Source organism: Massilia cellulosiltytica, assembly GCF_047325105.1.
GTDB classification, from domain to species: Bacteria; Pseudomonadota; Gammaproteobacteria; order Burkholderiales; family Burkholderiaceae_D; genus Telluria; species Telluria orientalis.
Window position 1 is genome coordinate 875,003 of record NZ_CP168562.1, and the last position, 18,548, is coordinate 893,550.

Consider the following 18,548-nt stretch of genomic DNA (forward strand, 5'->3'; position numbering starts at 1 on the left):
CGATCACGCAGCCGCGCATAGCGATACGGGATCCTGCCCGTCACCGGCGCATGCGTGTCATTTCTCATCGATCTGATTTAGCGTAAATACAGACTGTTTCGTGATGCGCCCCTCGCCGTCCTTGTGGCTGCCAACCGGCGCCCTAGACTGAATTGCCGCCGCCGGCAAAGACCCGGACCGCGGCATTGTCCACCACGATCCGAAGGAGACATCATGCGTCCGCTTCCCTTGGCACTTTCCGCATCCCTGCTGTTGTTCGCGCCCGGTGCCGGCGCGCAGTCGGGGAATTATCCGATCAATGACGACACGCCGATCTCGCGCGTCGAGGTGACCGCGCAGCCGCGTCCGGCATTCCGCATCTGGGACTACCAGGCCGAGGACGTCAGCGGCGCGTACGCGTTGTCGAACGGCTGGCGCCTGAAGGTGAAGCCGGCGCGCGACGGCATCGTCGCCCAGATCGACAAGCAGCGTCCGATGCGCCTCATCGCGCAATCGCCCGACCGCTTCGTTTCGCGCGACGGCAACGTGATCATGGAATTCAACAAGGGCGACACCCGCGACGACATGATGATGAGCTATGTGCCGAGCGACGTTACCGATCCGCGCCTCGCGCAGATCATCGTGGTGACGGCGAAGATGGCGCAGCGCTGAGGCGCCGGCCGGTCAGCCCGCATCGCCGGGCGGGGCCGGCGGCTGGTCGATCGCGTCGGCCAGCCTGCGCATCAGCCGCACCAGGTTGTCGAAATCCTCCTTGTCCCACGACGCGAAGACGGCGCGGGCCATCTTGTCGCGCGCGGCGTCGAGCGCGTCCGTCATGGCCTTGCCCTTGGGGGTGATCGAGGCCAGGCGGACCCGCGCATCCGCGTCGGAAGCGCGCCGTTCCACGAGGCCCAGGCTGTCCAGCTTGGCCACCTGGCGGCTGACAGTGGTGTAGTCGCGTCCCGACCGTTCGGCCAGATCGACGACGCCGATCGGCCCCAGCCGCTCGATCCCGACCAGCAGCGGAAACAGTGCCCGGTCCAGCCGGACGCCGGCCTGGCGGATGAGTTCCTCGTCGCGTTGCGGCCGGTTCATCGCGCTGACGATGCCGATCAGCGACGTGTGCAATTCACGCAGCCGCGCCGATATATGTGTATCTTGCACATTATTTTTCGTTGCCATATACTCCTCTCCAGTTATGTGCATTTTACACATAAGACTCTGGGAGAGCGATATGGACTTCGATACCGATGTACTGATTTGCGGCGCGGGTGCCGCCGGCCTGACCCTGGCCCTTGACCTGGCGCGGCGGAACGTCCAGTTCCGCCTGGTCGAGCGGCAGGACACGCCATTCCACGGCTCGCGCGGCAAGGGCATCCAGCCCCGCACGCTGGAAGTCTTCGAGGACCTCGGCATCGTCGACCGGGCGGTGGCGCTGGGTGGGCCGTATCCGCCCCAGCGCATCCACGCCGCGGACGGCAGCCATGCCGATGCCCCGACCGCCGCGGCGCAGGCGGCGACGCCGGCGGAGCCCTACGCCACGCCGCTGATGCTGCCGCAATCCCTGACCGAGCAGGTGATGCGCGAACGCCTGCTGGCGCTGGGACAGCGGGTCGAATTCGGCCTTGCGCTCACGGGCCTGGCGCAGGACGCGGATGGCGTCACGGTCACGCTCGCGGGCCGCGGCGGCGAGTCGCGCCTGCGCGCGCGCTACGTCGTCGGCACGGACGGCGGGCGCAGCACGGTACGCCATCTGCTCGGCGTCGGCTTCCCCGGCAAGACGCTGGGCGTGCGGGCACTGGTGGCGGACGTCGCCTTGACGGGCCTTGATCGCGACGCCTGGCATCGCTTCAACGGGGACGACATGGCGCGCCGGCTCGAGGTGTGTCCGCTCGCGGGCACGGACCTGTTCCAGATCCAGGCGCCGGTTCCGCCCGAGGGCGACGTCGACCTGTCGGCGCAGGCTCTCGACGCGTTGGTCAGGGACCGGACCGGGCGCGACGACGTGCACGTGGACAGCGTGACCTGGGCCTCGGCGTACACGATGAATGCACGCCTGGCCGACCGCTTTCGCGTGGGGCGCGTCTTCCTTGCCGGCGACGCCGCCCACACGCATCCGCCCACGGGCGGGCAGGGATTGAATACCAGCGTGCAGGATGCGTACAACCTCGGCTGGAAGCTGGCGGCCGTACTCGCGGGCGCGCCGGACGATCTGCTGGACACATACGAGGCGGAGCGCCGCCCCGTCGCCGCCGCGATGCTGCAGCTGTCCACGGCGCTGCTGGACGCCGCGCGCCGCGGCGGAGAAATGCGCCGCGGGCGCGAGACGCGGCAGCTCGACCTGGCGTACCCCGATTCGCCCCTGGCGTTCGCGCAGCCGGCGCGTGCACACGGTGTGCAGGCCGGCGCGCGGGCGCCGGATGCCGTCGTGCTGGGTGCGGGCGGGCAATCCACCCGGCTCTTCACGCTGTTCGCGGGGCCGCACTGGACCCTGCTGGGACGGGACGTGCCGGCCGGCGTCGCGGATGCGTTGCGGCGCGCGGGCCTGCGCGTGCACCTGTTCGGCGCGCGCGGCGACGTGGTGGACGTGCATGGCCAGGTCGAGGCGGCCTATGGATTGCAGCCCGGCGAACTCGTGCTGGTGCGTCCGGACGGCTACGTCGGCGCCATCGCCGGATCCGCCAACGTCGACGCGCTCGATATCTACATGCGGCGCGCGGGCCTGTCCTGAACACGCCGCCAGCGCCAGGCCAGCAGGGCCAGCAACACCAGCCAGGCCGCCACGGCGACCTGGGCGAACACGTCGCCGACGCGGCTGTAGACCGTGCCGCCGCGCCCCGTCGGCAGGTCGCCGACGAGCATGCCGGGGGCGTGCGCCGTGCGGCGTTCGGCGACGATGCGGCCGTGCGCATCGCTCAGCGTCATCAGGCCCTGCGAGGCCGAGCGCGCGACGGCGAATCCGTTTTCGACGCCGCGCACGACGGCCATGCGGCCGTGCAGGTAGGCGTCGCGGTCGAAGTCCCACGCGGGCACCAGCATCAGGCCGACGTCGCGCCGGCCGTACAGGCGCAGGTCCTGGGCGAAATCCATGTCCTTGCAGATCGCGATGCCGGCATGCACGTCGCCGAGCCGCGTCACCAGTTCGCCGGTGCCCCGCACGTAGTCCGCTTCGTAGCCCGGCACCATGCGCTTCTTCAGGTAGGTGTCGACAGGCGCGCCGGGCCGGTACAGTGCGGCGATGTTCAGCCGGCCGCCCTGGGGCGCGGGCCCGTCGAGACCGGCGACGACGACGCTGCCCGCCGGCGGCGCGAGGACCGTGCCGGCCGCCAGGATTTTTTCCGGCACGACGATGGCCACCGGCGCGTGCGCGGCCGCCGCGGCGACCTGGCGCGCGAACCCGGCCGCGACTTCCGGTGCCGCCTCGGGGTGATTGAACACGCGCCCGGCGTAACGGTCGTCGCTCAGCAGCGCGATGCGCACGGCCGGCCCGGCCGGCTGCGCCAGCTGCCACACGCCGTAGGCCAGCGCCGCAAGCACGGGCACCGACCATGCGAGGGTTCCGGAGAGGTCGCGCGGCCTCACGTACAGGACGGCGAGTCCGGCGGGAATGACGGCCGCAAGGAAGGAGAGGCCGGCCACGCCGGCCAGCGCTGCCGTCTGCAGCAGCGGCACGACGTCGACCAGCGTGTAGCCGAGGGCGAAGAAGCTGCCGTTCGGCGATACGAGGCTGTGCAGGTAATCGATGGCGGCGAGCATCGCGGCGAATCCGAGCGGGGCCACGCCGGCCGGAAAGCGCCGATACAGGGCGCGCATGAACAGGGCCGCGAGCATGAACACGAGCGCCTGGGCGACCGCGAGGCCATAGACCATCGGCAGGAGCCGGCCATAGAACCACATGGGGCCCGCCTCGCCCATCCATGCGGGCACGAACAGCAGGAGGGCGACGTCCCGCGGGCGCGGCGCGCGCAGGGCCAGCACCAGCAGCGGCACGAACGCCGCGAGCGCCAGCCAGCCGAACTGTCCCGTGTCGCGGCTGATTGCCAGCACGGCGCCGCACAGCAGCGCGGTAAGGATGTGCCATCGCGTCATTCTTGCTCTCCCTTCAGGTAGATGCGCGCCGCCGAGCGCAGGCACAGCGCCGTGAATTCGGTCCGCGACAGGTTGAACCGTCCGGAGCGGTGCAGGTCCACGAGTCCCTGCAGCACGCCCCACACGCCCATCGCCAGTTCCAGCGGCGGCCCGGCGCGCACGAGTCCCGCCGCCTGGCCCTCCGCGAGGCGCTGCGCGAAGCCGCCGATGACCGGAGAACGTCCCGCTTCGAAGTCTTCCGGGTAGATGCGTTCGGCGCGTGTCTTGAGCACGAAGGCGGCGTCGAACAGGGCCGGTTCGTCCAGCGCGAAATCGACGAAGGCCGTCGCGAGGGCGTCGAATCCGGCCAGCAGCGGCAGGCCGGCGAACGCCTGGACACGGCGTTGCCACATCTCGAGCGCATGGGCGCCCACGGCCTGCAACAGGGCGGCCTTGTCCGCGAAGTGGCGGTACACGGCCATCGGCGTGATGCCGGCTTTCTGGCCGACGGCGCGCAGGCTCAGGCCGTCCAGTCCTTTTGCTTCGAGTTCGCTGATGGCGATGGCGAGAATGCGTTCTTTCGTGGTCATGTATACACTGTATACGTGTCTGTACCGCAACGCAAGGGACAGGACGTCACCGGTTTACCCACGAAAACCGGAAAGGTTCCCACGACGGGACCGGGACCTTGTCGATCGTGGCCGCCACGAAATGGCATTTGCGCGCAGCGGCCAGCGCGGTCCGGTCGAGGATGGGTTCGCCGCTCGAGCGGGCGACGCGCGCATCCGTCACCCAGCCATCGACGTTGATCAGCACCGCCAGGATGACGTTGCCGGCGACCCGGCGCTCTTCGGCGAACCGAGGCAGCCGCGGGCGTTCGCAGTTATCGGGATTGACGACGGCCCGCACCTTGACGGGGACGCGGCCGCCAGCGCCGCCGCCCACCCCCTCGCCTTGGTCGCCCGCCCCGGCGGTGCCGGTGCCGTCAGGCTTGCCGCCGGCCAGTTCTACCGGCGTGGGAATAGCGACGATGGTGGCCGCCACTTCCGTGCGCGGCACGACCTCGATGTCGCGCGGCGGCGGCGCGGCGGTTTCCCGTGCCGGCGGCCGGGGCTTGTTCTTGCGCCGCGGCGGCAGCGGGGGAGATGGAGGTGGCTCGACGACCTGCGGCGCGACGTTGGACAGCAGCATGACGGTGTACGGCGTCCGCGGAAGCACGATGCGATCGGCGGTCACGAAAGCGAACAGGACCAGCGCGTGGAGGGCAACGACGAAGGCGATCCGGGACAGCGCGCGCCGCGGGCGATCGAATATGGTGTCAGTTGGCACGATAACCCTCTCAGTTTATTCACGGGATGAATAAAATGCGACAACGGTTATCTATGGTATGGCAACAATGTCATGTTGCCAATGCGCTGGGCATGGCGTCGGCCTGAAGACCCTGGAAAACAAAAAGCCCACGGACAAGGCCGTGGGCTTTCTGAGTATTCGTGGTAGGCCGTGCTGGGCTCGAACCAGCGACCAACGGATTAAAAGTCCGCTGCTCTACCAACTGAGCTAACGACCCGAAGAGGCAGCATTATAGCGGCTCGGCCGGCATCCGGCTAGCGTCCGCGTCGGTCCGCGCGTACCGGCGGCGTCGCGGCGGTGATCGCGAAGCTGCCCAGGACGAAGGCGGCGGCAAACGTGGCGGCAAGCAGGGTCGACAAGGTACGCATGATGGCTCCCGGCGAATGGCGGATACGATGTTCGGTCGTCGTATTGACGCTACCAAGTATAAGTAGCCGGGGATGCCAATTGGTTGCTTAAGGGCAACAATATATTCTGAAGGGCAAAACAAAAACGCCAGCTCATGAAAGCTGGCGTTTTCGTTGAATCTTGGTAGGCCGTGCTGGGCTCGAACCCCAAGCGGAGGAATGGTAACGTTCCAGGAGTCACATTACAAGTACGTCACATGGTGCGCTGGCGGGACAGGTATCAAGCCCGCTCAGCCCACGCTGGCCCGGTGCGTGCCGATCAACTCGCATCCACATTCAGTGACACAGCCTTCTACGGCTACCGCAATGCCCCCCACAAACAGCGTGGAGTGGGCAGTGACGATTTTATTGACCCCGTGTGGTTTGCCGCCGGGATAGTGTTGCGGACAATCCACTTGGTCGCCAAGCCGCGCGATGGGCTTCCCGTCTACATCGTGCAGTGGCGAGCCGCTGATCACCTTGCCGCCGTGGTTAGTCGAGTCTCCAACAACAATAATCTTCAGCGTCATGGAAATTAGCCTGCAGGTTGGATCAAATATTCTTTCTGGCAGAAAGATTCAGGTTGTATGAACTCAGGGAATAGAATTACATTCTTCCCGTCCATCCATATCCGGTAGGAGGTGTTCTTCAGAAAAAAATCACACCTTTTATCATAAACTTTCAATACCTCTTTGCTGTCGTCAATCATTGTCTCAGCCATTTCATCGTCGAGGCGAATTAGTTCCTTGTTTGGCGAAACTCCGATAACGAGTTTAGCGGCTGGGAAAATCTGTTTGAATAAGGCTCTGGCTGAAACAAGATTTCCATTTGGGAGGGAAAAAACACGCGCTTCTTTTTCTATGTCGGGAGATCCTGCGCATACAGTTGACTTGGCAAAAACTACACTTAGGTACTTTTTGGAGAGAAGAACCTTTTCGAGGGTTAATTCATATCCCCATGGGTGGCCTTGAGCTGCAGCGCTACATTCCTTAGCTTCCTTTGCAAATGAGGCAGATGCAGCTATTAAGGCCGTGTTGATCTTCGTGATGGTTCTTTGATCCAAGTCAACTATCCCGTCGAACGAAACCATTTGAATCAAAGCATCTTTCATTGGCTTGCTGTCACGGACTTTATAGTTGGTCGGCGTCGCCGCTTGTAATTGAGAAAACCACAATGGCATTCCAAAGCATGTTGCCAAGACTAGCGCTCTCATAAAAGAATCTTCCTTATCCGGTTGGTAAACTCCGTCCGTTCGTCAAGGGCGGTATAACCACCATTGATTGCTTTGGTAACCTTGAGGACATCGTCTTGATCCATGGCCGTAACGGTCCCGCTTCGAAAAATGCTGATGTACCAGCACCCAGCATCAATACAATTGAAGGTGGTTGTGATCAATCTATCGGGGTTGTCTACTTGGGGGTAGCGCTTAGTCGTATCGTGCTCCCAACCAAAATCGAAGTCCTTGCCTTTTTTAAGCCAACCCTTGAAGCACCAATATTCGGCATAATTGTAGCGACCAGTCAATTGTTTGAAACCACGTCCCTTGAAGCGAGGACCATCGCCCGGTTGGTAGTTGCCAAGTTGCTTATTGTTCTCATATTTGCTGCCATCAGTTGTTTCCAGCATTAGGTTAAGGCTCCTGCTTTCGATTGCGCCTTGACCGAAGAAGTGAGCCTGGCGCAGCCGTGAATTGACGCTGTAGCGGTAGCAGCACTTGTTGATGTCGATGCGGTACTTTTCGCGCACGTCATCCGGGGTGCCATGGCTGATGGCTTCACCCGAACCGCTGTTTTCCGGATAAATTAGTTCTAGTTCATCTTTTGCGAGCCACATGCATCGCGCCAAGTGCTCGATGAACTTGACTGGGTGTGCATGCCACAACATAGTCGCAGAGGGCAAGCCCGGTACTTGTTCCCAGAACGAGAGCCGCTCTATATGTGCAGTCAGCTTGGTGAACTGCTCAGGTGTCAATTTAGAGGCGCCGAAATCATCCTGAGTGACTCGCCCAAAGCGTTTCGCAATTTCCCGCTTGCTCCATTCGGTAGGGTGCCGGGCGATCAGGTGCCGCAATTTGTCTTGATCAGCTATTAGTGCATTAAGATTATTTTCATTGCGATTTTTTTCGAAATTATCGAATAGTTTCTTAATGCCGTCGTCGTCGATAAGGCCATCACTGCTGAAAAGGCCATGCTCTTCAAGCTTATAAAAACTTGGTCTCGTCGTACTGGTTTGCGCAGGTCATGCGCGGATACTGACCGACGATGACCGGATTCCAGTCGGCCTGGCGGTAACGGGCAAAGGTCAGTTCGGTCAATTCGATGACGCTCTTGCCGTGGAAGGACACGTTGTCCTTACGGAGCTTTGCGAAGGCCAGCCAAGGTTCGAGAACCATATGGTAAAACGCGAAGCCGCCGTCGGCGCGCAGGAAGCGGAATTCGGTGACGTAGCCGTTGAAGTAGCGCAGCGACCCATCTTCGCGCGCGAGGGAGATCGTGACCATCCTTCCCATCATCGCTTTCAGGGAAACACGTGCGTCATCAGACAGGAGTTCGACCTCGAAGCGGAAGCAACGAGAGACTTCCTCGTGCGCGCTCAATCGGTTCGGCAGAAGGATCGCCTCCGGCCCATCGTCTTGGGGAAAGTCCAGACGCATCAGGCGGCCGTGCTGCGCATCGAAACTGAACGCCGACAGCGCAGCTCCTGCCGCGATCGCTTGGCCTCCGCCCATGTGCCGCCTCCGCATGGTTATCAGGTATTAGAAATTCCATCGGATAAGGTAACCAACATGTCTTGGGCCACCTTGACCAAAAGCAAGAGTCGGACTCTGCTTTTGTCATGATGAATGGCGTCAAAGAAGCGGAAGTGCGTTGCCTGTGCTTATCATGCTGAGCTTGAATAAGCTCAAGGTGAGCTGACGGGGACTATATTTGCCGGCGCAGATGGCGCGCTATACGGTGGGGAGAAGGACTGCTGCGCGTCAGGAGCACGGCACAGTAGGTAGCAGAGGGGGCTACTTCAGATACAAAAAAAGGCGTCACGATTACTCGTAACGCCTTGATTTGATACTGCAAATTCGTGGTAGGCCGTGCTGGGCTCGAACCAGCGACCAACGGATTAAAAGTCCGCTGCTCTACCAACTGAGCTAACGACCCGAAGAAGGCACGCATTATAGCGGGCCGTTTTGATTTACGCCAGAGGTAACGTAAATCAGTGCGCCACGGTGGACTTCAGCACTTCCTCCGCCGTCGTCACGCCCTCGGCCACCTTGTAGGCACCGGCGATGCGCAGCGGTTTCATGCCGTCGGCCACGCTTTGCTGGCGCAGCGCGGCCAGCTCCGTCTTTTCCTGCAGCAATTGCGAGAAGTTTTCCGTCACGGTGACGAGTTCGTACAGGCCGGTGCGGCCGCGGTATCCCGTCTGACGGCATTCCGGGCAGCCGATCGGCCGGTACACGGTCGTCGGCTTCGGCAGGTTCCAGGTGCCACCCAGAGCCTGCCAGACGTCGTCCGACAGTTCGCCGTCCGCAGCCTTGCAGTGCGGGCATAGCGTGCGCACGAGGCGCTGGGCCATGATGCCGATCAAGGTCGCTTCCAGCAGATAGTAGGGCACGCCCAGTTCCAGCAAGCGCATGACGGCGGACGGCGCGTCGTTCGTGTGCAAGGTCGACAGCACCAGGTGGCCGGTGAGCGCGGCCTGGATCGCCATCTCGGCCGTCTCCAGGTCGCGGATCTCGCCGACCATGATGATGTCCGGATCCTGCCGCATCAGCGCGCGCACGCCGTCGGCGAACGACAGGTCGATGCCCGGCTGCACCTGCATCTGGTTGAACGACGGCTCGACCATCTCGATCGGGTCCTCGACCGTGCACACGTTGACTTCGCTCGTGGCGAGCGCCTTCAGCGTGGTGTACAGCGTCGTCGTCTTGCCGGAGCCGGTGGGACCGGTGACGAGGATGATGCCGTGCGCACGCTTCGTCAGCGCATCCCAGCGTGCCGCGTCGTCGGGTGGGAAGCCCAGTTCCGGCAGCGTCTTGACGACGACTTCCGGGTCGAAGATGCGCATCACGAGTTTTTCGCCGAACGCGGTCGGCATCGTCGACAGGCGCAGCTCGACTTCCTGGCCGTCGTTCGTGCGCGTCTTGATGCGGCCGTCCTGCGGGCGGCGTTTTTCGATCACGTCCATGCGGCCCAGCAGCTTGATGCGAGCCGTCATGGCGATCATCACGACGGCCGGCACCTGGTACACCTGGTGCAGCACGCCGTCGATGCGGAAGCGGATCGCGCCGGCGTCGCGCTTCGGCTCCAGGTGGATGTCGGACGCGCGCTGTTCGAACGCGTAGCTCCACAGCCAGTCGACGATGTTGACGATGTGCTGGTCGTTCGCGTCGACCTGTTTATTCGTCTTGCCCAGTTCGACCAGCTGCTCGAAGTTGTTGCGCAGGGCGAGGTCCTGGCCGCTGGACTTGTTCGCGTCGCGGATGGATTTCGCGAGGCTGAAGAATTGCGAGATGTATTGCGCGATGTCGAGCGGATTCGCGATCACGAGCTCGATGCGGCGGCGCGAGAGGCGCGCGATCTCGTCCTGCCATTCGGTGCGGAACGGATCGGCCGTCGCCACGACCAGTGTGCCCGCTCCCAGTTCCACCGGCAGGATATTGAAACGCGCCGCATAGCCGGCCGACATCACGTCCGCGACCTTGGTGAAATCGATCTTGAGCGGATCGATGCGGAAGAAGGGCAGGCCGACCTTGCCGGCGCACCATTCGCTGAGCACGTCCAGCGTGAGCAGTTTATGGGGAGCCTTTGCCGACACGATCTTGCACTGCGCGACGGCCGTCAGCGGGTGCATCGACCCGACCGCATTCTTGAGGAGGCTTTGTGCCTGGGCGAAGTGCGGCTTGACGGTCGATTTCTCGACGATGCCGTCGGCCAGCAGCCACGAAAATATGGCTTGCAGGTCGAGGGCTTTTGGTTTTTGCATGTCAGTTCGCGCCGGCCGCCGCGATGCCCTTGACCCAGGACTTGGCCGGCAGCTTCGTCGCCGCCACGATCTGCGCGGCGCGTGCGGCCAAGCGGTCCTTGTCGAGATCCAGGTCGATAGAACGGCGCGTCTTGAAGCACAGCGCGACGACGTTGCCGTCGTGGACCTCCGGCAGGCAGATCACGTGGGCGAACGCGAAGCGCATCGCCTTGATGTTCTTCGCGAAGCTGGGGTGGTCGCCGAACAGGTTGACGGTCATGACGCCGCGGTCCGTCAGGCAGGCGTTGCAGGCCTGGTAGAACTCGGGCGTGTCCAGCACGGGGCCGCGCGCGGTGGCGTCGTACAGGTCGCACTGCAGGACATCGATCGTGTCGTGGTTGGCCTCGTCGAGCACGAAGTCCATCGCGTCCATCTCGCGTACGCGCAGGCGTTCGTCTTCCGGCGGCAGTTTGAACATCGAATTGCAGATCGCGATCACGGAGGGATTCAGTTCCACCGCGGTTACCTGCGCCTGCGGGAACTGGCGATACGAGAACTTGGTCAAAGCCGCTGCGCCCAGGCCAAGCTGGACGATGGTGTGCGGGTCGTCGATGAACAGCATCCAGGCCATCATCTGCTGAGCGTACTCGAGTTCAGGCCAGTCCGGCTTGCGGATGCGCATGGCACCTTGCACCCATTCGGTACCGAAATGGAGGTAGCGCACACCGTCCTGTTCGGACAGGGTGACGGGCGCAAACTTGGGCTTGCGGGCGGGACGGCGCGACGATTCGGCCTGTTCGATGGATTTGCGTTTGATGAGCATAGGATGAGCGAAAGAAGCATCCTATTATCGGCGGGAAGGAATCCGCAGCGCAAGAAGCGCTGCGGATGGCAGCAGAAGCTGCGGAGGAAGCCGACGGTGCGGAGAAGGGGGACGTCCCCCGCACCGGAAGTATTACTGGTATTGATCCGGTTCGACCGACACGCGCAGGCGCACGCGGTTGCCCGGGTCGCGGTTCATGACCGTCGTGTAGGTGTGGCCGCGGTAATCGTAGGTCACGTCGTAGCCGTTCGTGCGCTCCTGGACGGAGTCGACGGTGCGGCAGCGCTGCACCGCCTGTTCCTGCACTTGCGGGCCGTAGTTGCGGCCGTTGTTGTCGACGTTGTCGCCGACCATGCCGCCCGCGATCGCACCGGCCGCGGCTGCCGCGACGCGACCGTTGCCGCCACCCACCTGGCTGCCCAGCAGGGCGCCGGCGATGCCGCCGATGACGGTGCCCGCCTGGCTGCGCTGTTGCGGCACCTGGGCCTGCACGTAGTCGGTACGGCATTCCTGGCGCGGCGTACGCACCTGCTCGATGCGCGGCTGGACGCGCGTCACGCGGCCGAAGTCCTCGAAATCGCCGGCCTGTGCCTGGGCCAGCGGCAGGGCGCACACGCCCAGGGCGGAGAGAATCAGTTTGGCTTTGACGTTCATGCTCATACCTCGTTTTGGTGGTGCTTCTGATCTGTTGGTATCCAAGGGCGTTTCGCCCACAACTGAATCTTAGCGCTGGTTGGCATTCATATCCGATCCGTGTGGCAACAAAATGTAACAGCAGGTATACGCGCCAAAACGCCTGGTTCAGAGGAGAAAACCGTGGAAAAAGCGTCAACAATGGATGAAAAAACTCGTCTTTTTTTACAAATGTGAGCGGCTCGTCCATATTCGGGTTGATTCGCTTACCACAAAACGTTACCCTTAGGAGACTTAGGGTTTTATTGGCGCGTGGAAATCAGACCAGGAGAAAGCGAACAAACCCGCCGCTTCCGCAAACACCGCGCGCTGGAGCAGCAGAACCAGACTGGGTGACTTGAGGAAAAAATGAGTTTGTTGATGAGAGTACCGCCGAATCTTGTGCAGTCCATCCGCGCTTACCGTGCACCGGAGCTGCAGAAGGAGGCGATGCGCCTTGGTCATCATTTTCTCTATGCCCTGTGCACGAATGCGCTGACGAAGCAGCAGGTCTGTGCCCGCATCGGCGAGCAATTCTTCTTCCCCAAACCCTGCAGCAAGAATTTCGACGCGCTGCGCAACTGCCTCACCGAAGTCATCGCCGAAGCCGGACCGCAACCCGGTTTCATCGCCGTGCTGGACCAATTGCCGACTACGCAAAAATTCGACAAGGAAGCGCGCGAAACCCTGCTCGACGTATTCCGCGACGCGGCCGAATTCTGGGCCGAGAAAAAAGTCCCGTTCCGCGTATTTTATTCCTTCGAAGAGCCGCAATCGCCCCAACCCGTGGGGTGGGTGGGCCCCCACGCCTTCAAGTAAGCGCGGCGTTGCCGTCATTTCCTTCCTTGGGTCCGCCCATCGGCTCGGGTTACAATGCGCGCTTATGAAAAATATCGTGATCCTTATTTCTGGCCGCGGCAGCAACATGGAAGCCATCGTGCGCGCGCAGCAGGCCGAAGCCTGGCCGGCCCGTATCGCCGCCGTGATCAGCAATAAGCCGGACGCCAAGGGCCTTGCATTTGCAGCGTCCCACGGCATTCCGACCGCCGTCGTCCCCAACAAGGAATTCCCGACCCGCGAAGCGTTCGACGCCGCCCTGCAGGAAACGATCGACCGGTTCACTCCGGATCTCGTCGTGCTGGCCGGCTTCATGCGCATCCTGACGGCGCCATTCGTCGAGCACTACGCGGGCCGCATGCTGAACATCCACCCGTCGCTGCTGCCGCTGTTCCCCGGACTGCACACGCACCGGCAGGCGCTGGACGCGGGCGTGGCGGAACACGGCGCGACCGTGCATTTCGTCACCGCCGAGCTGGACCACGGTCCGGCCGTGATCCAGGCGCGCATCCCCGTGCTGCCGGGCGATACGGAAGACAGCCTGGCCGAACGCCTGCTGGCCGAGGAACACGTCATCTATCCGAAAGCGGTGCGCCTGTTCATCGAAGACAGGCTCAGCATCGAAAACGGCGAGGTCCGGATCGCCGTGACCCCCTGAATCCACCAAGGAACACCCATGAGATTGCCACCCGCGATACTCGGCAATGCTGAAGAGGTATTGCGCGAGATCCTGCGCTTTACTTCCCCTGCCGACGTCACCCTGTCGCGCTACTTCAAGGACCACCCCCGTCTCGGCGGACGCGAACGCGGCGCCATCGCCGAATGCGTCTATGCCGTCCTGCGTCAGAAATCGTTCTTCACCGATTTCGCCGGTACCGGCGCGTCGATGCGCCGCCTCACGGTGCTCGGCATGGCCGAAGCCATCGGCGCCGACTCGCTGGGCGGCCTGTCGGAAGACGAAACGGCCCTGCTGACGCGCATCAAGGAAATCGACCGTTCGCTGCTGCCGCCGAAGAAACTGGCGAACCTGCCCGACTGGCTGTACGACAAATTCGTCGCCCAGTATGGCGAGGAAGAAACCCTGGCCCTGGCCGCCGTGCTGAATACGGCGGCGCCGCTGGACCTGCGCGTGAATTCGCTGAAGGCGGACCGCGACAAGGTCATCGCCGAACTGGCGACCGCCCCGATCGCCGCCGAGCCGACGCCGTACTCGGCGCTGGGCTTGCGCATCTGGAAGAAGCCGGCGCTGCAGAACTTGCCTCTGTTCAAGGAAGGCGCGATCGAAGTCCAGGACGAGGGCAGCCAGGTGCTGGCCCAGCTGCTGGGCGCGCGCCGCGGCGAGATGGTCGTCGACTTTTGCGCCGGTGCCGGCGGCAAGACGCTGGCCATCGGCGCGATCATGCGCAGCACAGGCCGCCTGTATGCCTTCGACGTGTCGGAAAAGCGCCTGACCAAGCTGAAGCCGCGCCTGGCGCGCAGCGGGCTGTCGAACGTGCATCCTGTCGTCATCGCGCACGAACGTGACGCGAAAGTGAAGCGTTTGGCCGGCAAGATCGACCGCGTCCTCGTCGATGCGCCATGCTCCGGCATGGGTACGCTGCGCCGCAATCCGGACGTGAAATGGCGTCAGCAGCCGGAAGGTATCGCGGAGTTGACGGAAAAACAGGCCTCGATCCTGGACGGCGCCGCGCGCCTCGTGAAATTCGGCGGCCGTCTCGTCTATGCGACGTGCAGCCTGCTGGACGAAGAAAACGAGGGCATCGTGCAGGGCTTCCTCGCCTCGCACCCGGACTTCGAACTGGTGCCGATGCACAAGGTCCTGGCCGAGCAGCGCATCCCGCTGGAGATGGGCGATTACCTCAAGATGCTGCCGCACAAGCACGGCACGGACGGCTTCTTTGCCGCCGTGCTGGAGCGCAAGGCCGCGCCCGTCAAGGCGGTTGCCGACGAGTCCGACGAAGACGCTGTTGCGGAGTAATCGGAGCCGATGCCGCTGACCAACCTGATCGATGACCTGTTCGACGACCTGAGCCGCCCCGGCATGCCGTGGCAGCTCGGGTCCATCGTCGCTTCGATCCTGTTCGGCTGGCTCAGCGCGCAACTGGTCCGCCTGTGGTGGCGCCGCCGCCGCGGCGAGGACGGCAGCCTGCTGCACACGGGCGTGGAAAGTTTTACGCGCGTCGTGGCGCCGCTGCTCGTCGTCGGGTTGTTGTACCTGGCGCAGGTGGTGCTGACCAAAACCCACTTCCACACGAACATCGTCAAGGTGGCGATCCCCGTGTTCTGGTCGCTGGCCGCCATCCGCCTCGTGTTCTACCTGCTGCGCCGCGTGTTCGCGCGCCGCGGACAGCTGGGGCAGACGCTCGTCACGTTCGAAAAGATCTTCGCGCTCGTCGCATGGCTCGCGGTGGCGTTGTACATCACGGGCCTGTGGCCGGATATCTTTGATTTCCTCGACAGCTACAAGATCCAGTTCGGTCCGAAGAAATCCAACAGCGTCACCCTGGCCGACATCGCGCAGGCGGTCGCGTCCGTCGTCGTGATGCTGATGCTGGCACTGTGGGCAGGCGCCGCGCTGGAAGAGCGGCTGATGGGCGTGCACGCGCTGCACAGCTCGCTGCGGGTGGCGCTGGCGCGCCTGGGCCGCGCGCTGATGATCGTCGGCGCCGTGCTGCTGAGCCTGAACCTTGTCGGCATCGACCTCACCGTGCTGTCCGTGTTCGGCGGCGCCCTGGGCGTCGGCCTCGGTCTCGGCATGCAGCGGATTGCCAGCAACTACGTGTCCGGCTTCATCATCCTGCTCGAACGGAGCCTGTCCATCGGCGACATGATCACGGTCAGCACGTTCACGGGAAAGGTCACCCAGATCAACACGCGCTACACCGTGTTGCAGGGCCTGGACGGCGTCGAGACCGTGTTGCCGAACGAGCTGCTCATTTCCGGCCCGGTGCAGAACCAGTCGCTGACGACGCGCAGGGTGCGGGCATCGACGAAGATCACCGTCGCCTACGGTTCCGACCTGGAGCAGGTGATGCCGTTGCTGGTGGCGCAGGCCGTCGGCACGCCGCGTGTGCTGGAAGATCCGGCGCCCGGCATTTCGCTGTCGCGCTTCGGTCCGGACGGCTATGAGCTCGACCTGGGTTTCTGGATCGCCGATCCGGAGAACGGGCAGGGCGGTGTCGTTTCGGAAATCAATAAAAAGGTGTATGCCCTGGTGCAGTCTGGTACCGTCAAACTGGGCTTTCCATCTGTTGATACCCGCCTCCTCGACTCCCATATAGCATCGGTTGTGGCGCGGATCACGCAGCCGGCGCAGAATTCCTAGCCGGGAGCGCGTCGATTGCGTCACGGCGTGCCGTGCGGCACCGGTTACGCGTAAAATGCATCTTTGCGTCACGCATTAAAGCGTGACACTCTTGCCATCATGACTGTTCCATAGAAAGAACGGCATTCTTCTCATCCTTAGTGGAGTATCGATGAATTTTCTCAGCAACATCCTGCACGCCGTGCTGTCCTTCCTGGATGGCGGTCTGTTCGACCTGTCGGTCTGGCAGATGGTCGTGTACACGCTGGTCGTCACGCACATCACGATCGCCGGCGTGACGATTTACCTGCACCGCCACCAGGCGCACCGCGCGCTGGACCTGCATCCGATCGTGAGCCACTTCTTCCGCTTCTGGCTGTGGCTGACCACGGGCCAGGTGACCAAGGAATGGGCTGCGGTGCACCGCAAGCACCACGCCAAGTGCGAGACGGTCGACGACCCGCATAGCCCGGTGACGCGCGGCATCAAGGAAGTGCTGCTGCGTGGCGCGGAGCTGTATCGTGCCGAAACGAAGAACCTGGAAACGCTGGACAAGTACGGCCACGGCTGCCCGAACGACTGGATCGAGAACAACCTGTACACGAAGTACAGCTGGCTGGGCGTGTCGATGCTGCTCCCGCTGAGCGTCGCGCTGTTCGGCGTTGCCGGTATCACGATCTGGGCCGTGCAGATGCTGTGGATCCCGATCACGGCGGCCGGCATCATCAACGGCATCGGCCACTACTGGGGCTACCGCAACTACGACTGCAACGATGCGGCCCGGAACATCATGCCGTGGGGCATCATCATCGGCGGTGAGGAGCTGCACAACAACCACCATACGTTCGCCACGTCGGCGAAGCTGTCGAGCAAGTGGTACGAGTTCGACATCGGCTGGGCGTACATCCGCATGATGGAAATGGTGGGCCTGGCCAAGGTCAAGAAGACCATTCCGAAGCCGAGACTGCAAAAGAACAAGCTGGAAGCCGACTTCGACACGCTGCAGGCCGTCATCGCCAACCGCTACGACGTGATGGCGAAATATGCCAAGTCCGTCAAGTACGCGTTCCGCGAAGAAGTGGAACACCTGAAGCAAAAGGCCGAGCTGGAATCCCGCTTCCTGAAGAGCTCGCGCAAGCTGATGCAGCGCGAGCCGGCCAAGCTGCAGGCGCCGCAACAGGCGCAGCTGGTCGAACTGTTCCAGCACAGCAAAGCCCTGGAAACGATGCACCAGATGCGCGTGGAACTGGGCGCGATCTGGGAACGCTCGCACTCGACCCGCGACCAGCTGCTGCACCAGCTGCAGGACTGGTGCACCCGCGCCGAAGCGTCGGGCATCAAGGCGCTGCAAGAGTTTTCGATGCGCCTGCGCAGCTATGCGTAAGCAGGCGTGACATGGCCGGCATGGCCGGCCCATGACAGACACCCCTCATGCAGGGGTGTTTTCTTTTCCGGGGCCTGATCGGCGGCGGTGCCTGAAATGGCTGGTGCATCGAACAACGCGCGCGTATGATCGCCGAGAGGGAGGGTATCGGCGTCAATCGGGCGTGTCCTGCCAAGTCCGGAGAACCTGTCATGATAGAGCGTCAACGCCGTTCAGACGAAGCGACCGCAAACGCCGTCGCGCGTGGCCTCAATATCCTTTATGTCCGTAACGCGGACCTCGCCCAACGCTATATGGAACACAAACACGTTCCGCTCCAGGTTATCCACCGGGTGCTGACCCGTCCTGACTTGCGCCGCCGGCTCAGCCCGGAGCAATCGATTTCGGAAGCCATCACGCCTTCGCCGCCGGACGAGTCCGGGCGATAGGCGGCGCCCGCACTAGGTGGCGTCCCGCCCAGACTCGGGCGACAGGAGCTCGGCGTCGGCGCCTTCCTGCGCGGTGGCATGTTCGGCGCGCATGCTGTCGTCGATCGACTGGCGCTCCTCGGCGGCCAGCTCGGGCGGATCCAGCATGTCCGCCAGCATGGCGGCGAGTTCAGGCGTGTCCCACGGGATGCCGCTGCGTTCCTTGATGTGGATATAGTGCCGGATTTCGCTGTCCTGCTCGGATGTGAGCGGCAATCCGCGAAAGGTATTGGAAGGTCTGGATTCTTTCATGATGCTCTCGATTCATATCCCGTTTCCGGGCCTGGCCTGAGGGCGCTCTATGCGCGTCATCGAGATG

At 63.2% G+C, this 18,548-nt stretch carries 20 protein-coding genes and 2 tRNA genes; 8 read left to right on the forward strand and 14 right to left on the reverse strand.

Annotated features, from left to right (window positions below; genetic code table 11):
• Positions 1 to 213: 213 nt before the first annotated feature.
• A complete protein-coding gene (locus tag ACEN9H_RS03820; protein ID WP_371769153.1) occupies positions 214 to 651 on the forward strand; it encodes a hypothetical protein in 438 nt (145 codons plus the stop codon).
• 12 nt (positions 652 to 663) lie between these two features.
• Here the strand turns inward: ACEN9H_RS03820 and ACEN9H_RS03825 are convergent, their stop codons facing one another.
• Positions 664 to 1,143 (reverse strand): MarR family winged helix-turn-helix transcriptional regulator, encoded by a 480-nt coding sequence (locus ACEN9H_RS03825; protein ID WP_413673848.1) that lies wholly within the window; start codon positions 1,141 to 1,143, stop codon positions 664 to 666.
• A 70-nt stretch (positions 1,144 to 1,213) separates the two neighbouring features.
• On the opposite strand from ACEN9H_RS03825, the gene ACEN9H_RS03830 reads away from it, so the two are divergent.
• Positions 1,214 to 2,710: an FAD-dependent oxidoreductase gene (locus ACEN9H_RS03830; protein WP_413673849.1), complete on the forward strand. Its 1,497-nt coding sequence runs from the start codon at positions 1,214 to 1,216 to the stop codon at positions 2,708 to 2,710.
• Here the strand turns inward: ACEN9H_RS03830 and ACEN9H_RS03835 are convergent.
• The 12 genes from ACEN9H_RS03835 to ACEN9H_RS03890 all read right to left on the reverse strand — a co-directional run bounded on the left by ACEN9H_RS03835 (position 2,683) and on the right by ACEN9H_RS03890 (position 12,219).
• Entirely contained in the window at positions 2,683 to 4,068 is a 1,386-nt protein-coding gene (locus ACEN9H_RS03835; protein ID WP_413673850.1) for a hypothetical protein, read from the reverse strand. The two genes, ACEN9H_RS03830 and ACEN9H_RS03835, sit on opposite strands and share 28 nt — an antisense overlap.
• Positions 4,065 to 4,637: a TetR/AcrR family transcriptional regulator gene (locus ACEN9H_RS03840; protein ID WP_371764017.1), complete on the reverse strand. Its 573-nt coding sequence runs from the start codon at positions 4,635 to 4,637 to the stop codon at positions 4,065 to 4,067. Before ACEN9H_RS03840 ends, ACEN9H_RS03835 begins: the two co-directional genes overlap by 4 nt.
• Before the next feature lie 46 nt (positions 4,638 to 4,683).
• On the reverse strand, positions 4,684 to 5,376 hold the full coding sequence (locus ACEN9H_RS03845; RefSeq protein WP_413673851.1) for an energy transducer TonB: 693 nt from the start codon (positions 5,374 to 5,376) through the stop codon (positions 4,684 to 4,686).
• A gap of 162 nt (positions 5,377 to 5,538) precedes the next feature.
• A tRNA-Lys gene (locus ACEN9H_RS03850) sits at positions 5,539 to 5,614 on the reverse strand.
• Between the two features lie 420 nt (positions 5,615 to 6,034).
• Positions 6,035 to 6,313, reverse strand: a complete 279-nt coding sequence (locus tag ACEN9H_RS03855; RefSeq protein WP_413673852.1) for a PAAR domain-containing protein — start codon at positions 6,311 to 6,313, stop codon at positions 6,035 to 6,037.
• Between the two features lie 5 nt (positions 6,314 to 6,318).
• A complete protein-coding gene (locus ACEN9H_RS03860; protein ID WP_413673853.1) occupies positions 6,319 to 6,996 on the reverse strand; it encodes a hypothetical protein in 678 nt (225 codons plus the stop codon).
• On the reverse strand, positions 6,993 to 7,853 hold the full coding sequence (locus ACEN9H_RS03865) for a glycoside hydrolase family 19 protein (RefSeq protein ID WP_413673854.1): 861 nt from the start codon (positions 7,851 to 7,853) through the stop codon (positions 6,993 to 6,995). Before ACEN9H_RS03865 ends, ACEN9H_RS03860 begins: the two co-directional genes overlap by 4 nt.
• A 130-nt stretch (positions 7,854 to 7,983) precedes the next feature.
• Positions 7,984 to 8,511 carry a contractile injection system protein, VgrG/Pvc8 family gene (locus ACEN9H_RS03870; RefSeq protein ID WP_413673855.1) on the reverse strand — a complete coding sequence of 176 codons (528 nt, stop codon included), beginning with the start codon at positions 8,509 to 8,511 and terminating at the stop codon, positions 7,984 to 7,986.
• 348 nt (positions 8,512 to 8,859) lie between these two features.
• Positions 8,860 to 8,935, reverse strand: a tRNA-Lys gene (locus tag ACEN9H_RS03875).
• Positions 8,936 to 8,990: 55 nt separating this feature from the next.
• A complete protein-coding gene (locus ACEN9H_RS03880; RefSeq protein ID WP_413673856.1) occupies positions 8,991 to 10,763 on the reverse strand; it encodes a GspE/PulE family protein in 1,773 nt (590 codons plus the stop codon).
• Position 10,764: 1 nt separating this feature from the next.
• A complete protein-coding gene (locus tag ACEN9H_RS03885; RefSeq protein ID WP_413673857.1) occupies positions 10,765 to 11,565 on the reverse strand; it encodes a spermidine synthase in 801 nt (266 codons plus the stop codon).
• 132 nt (positions 11,566 to 11,697) lie between these two features.
• Entirely contained in the window at positions 11,698 to 12,219 is a 522-nt protein-coding gene (locus ACEN9H_RS03890; protein WP_056136062.1) for a glycine zipper 2TM domain-containing protein, read from the reverse strand.
• 387 nt (positions 12,220 to 12,606) lie between these two features.
• Here ACEN9H_RS03890 and ACEN9H_RS03895 point away from each other — a divergent pair, with 387 nt between their 5' ends.
• The 6 genes from ACEN9H_RS03895 to ACEN9H_RS03920 all read left to right on the forward strand — a co-directional run bounded on the left by ACEN9H_RS03895 (position 12,607) and on the right by ACEN9H_RS03920 (position 18,190).
• Positions 12,607 to 13,056 carry a barstar family protein gene (locus ACEN9H_RS03895; RefSeq protein WP_371767878.1) on the forward strand — a complete coding sequence of 150 codons (450 nt, stop codon included), beginning with the start codon at positions 12,607 to 12,609 and terminating at the stop codon, positions 13,054 to 13,056.
• A 64-nt stretch (positions 13,057 to 13,120) separates the two neighbouring features.
• Positions 13,121 to 13,732 (forward strand): phosphoribosylglycinamide formyltransferase, encoded by a 612-nt coding sequence (gene purN / locus ACEN9H_RS03900; RefSeq protein ID WP_413673858.1) that lies wholly within the window; start codon positions 13,121 to 13,123, stop codon positions 13,730 to 13,732.
• 18 nt (positions 13,733 to 13,750) lie between these two features.
• On the forward strand, positions 13,751 to 15,052 hold the full coding sequence (locus ACEN9H_RS03905) for an RsmB/NOP family class I SAM-dependent RNA methyltransferase (protein ID WP_371769165.1): 1,302 nt from the start codon (positions 13,751 to 13,753) through the stop codon (positions 15,050 to 15,052).
• Positions 15,053 to 15,061: 9 nt separating this feature from the next.
• A complete protein-coding gene (locus tag ACEN9H_RS03910) occupies positions 15,062 to 16,399 on the forward strand; it encodes a mechanosensitive ion channel family protein (protein WP_056136071.1) in 1,338 nt (445 codons plus the stop codon).
• A 151-nt stretch (positions 16,400 to 16,550) separates the two neighbouring features.
• Complete coding sequence (locus tag ACEN9H_RS03915) at positions 16,551 to 17,762, forward strand: fatty acid desaturase (RefSeq protein ID WP_413673859.1); 1,212 nt, start codon at positions 16,551 to 16,553, stop codon at positions 17,760 to 17,762.
• A gap of 191 nt (positions 17,763 to 17,953) precedes the next feature.
• Complete coding sequence (locus ACEN9H_RS03920) at positions 17,954 to 18,190, forward strand: hypothetical protein (RefSeq protein WP_082577219.1); 237 nt, start codon at positions 17,954 to 17,956, stop codon at positions 18,188 to 18,190.
• 12 nt (positions 18,191 to 18,202) lie between these two features.
• Here ACEN9H_RS03920 and ACEN9H_RS03925 read toward each other — a convergent pair whose 3' ends face one another.
• A complete protein-coding gene (locus ACEN9H_RS03925) occupies positions 18,203 to 18,481 on the reverse strand; it encodes a hypothetical protein (RefSeq protein WP_056136080.1) in 279 nt (92 codons plus the stop codon).
• Positions 18,482 to 18,548: the final 67 nt, after the last annotated feature.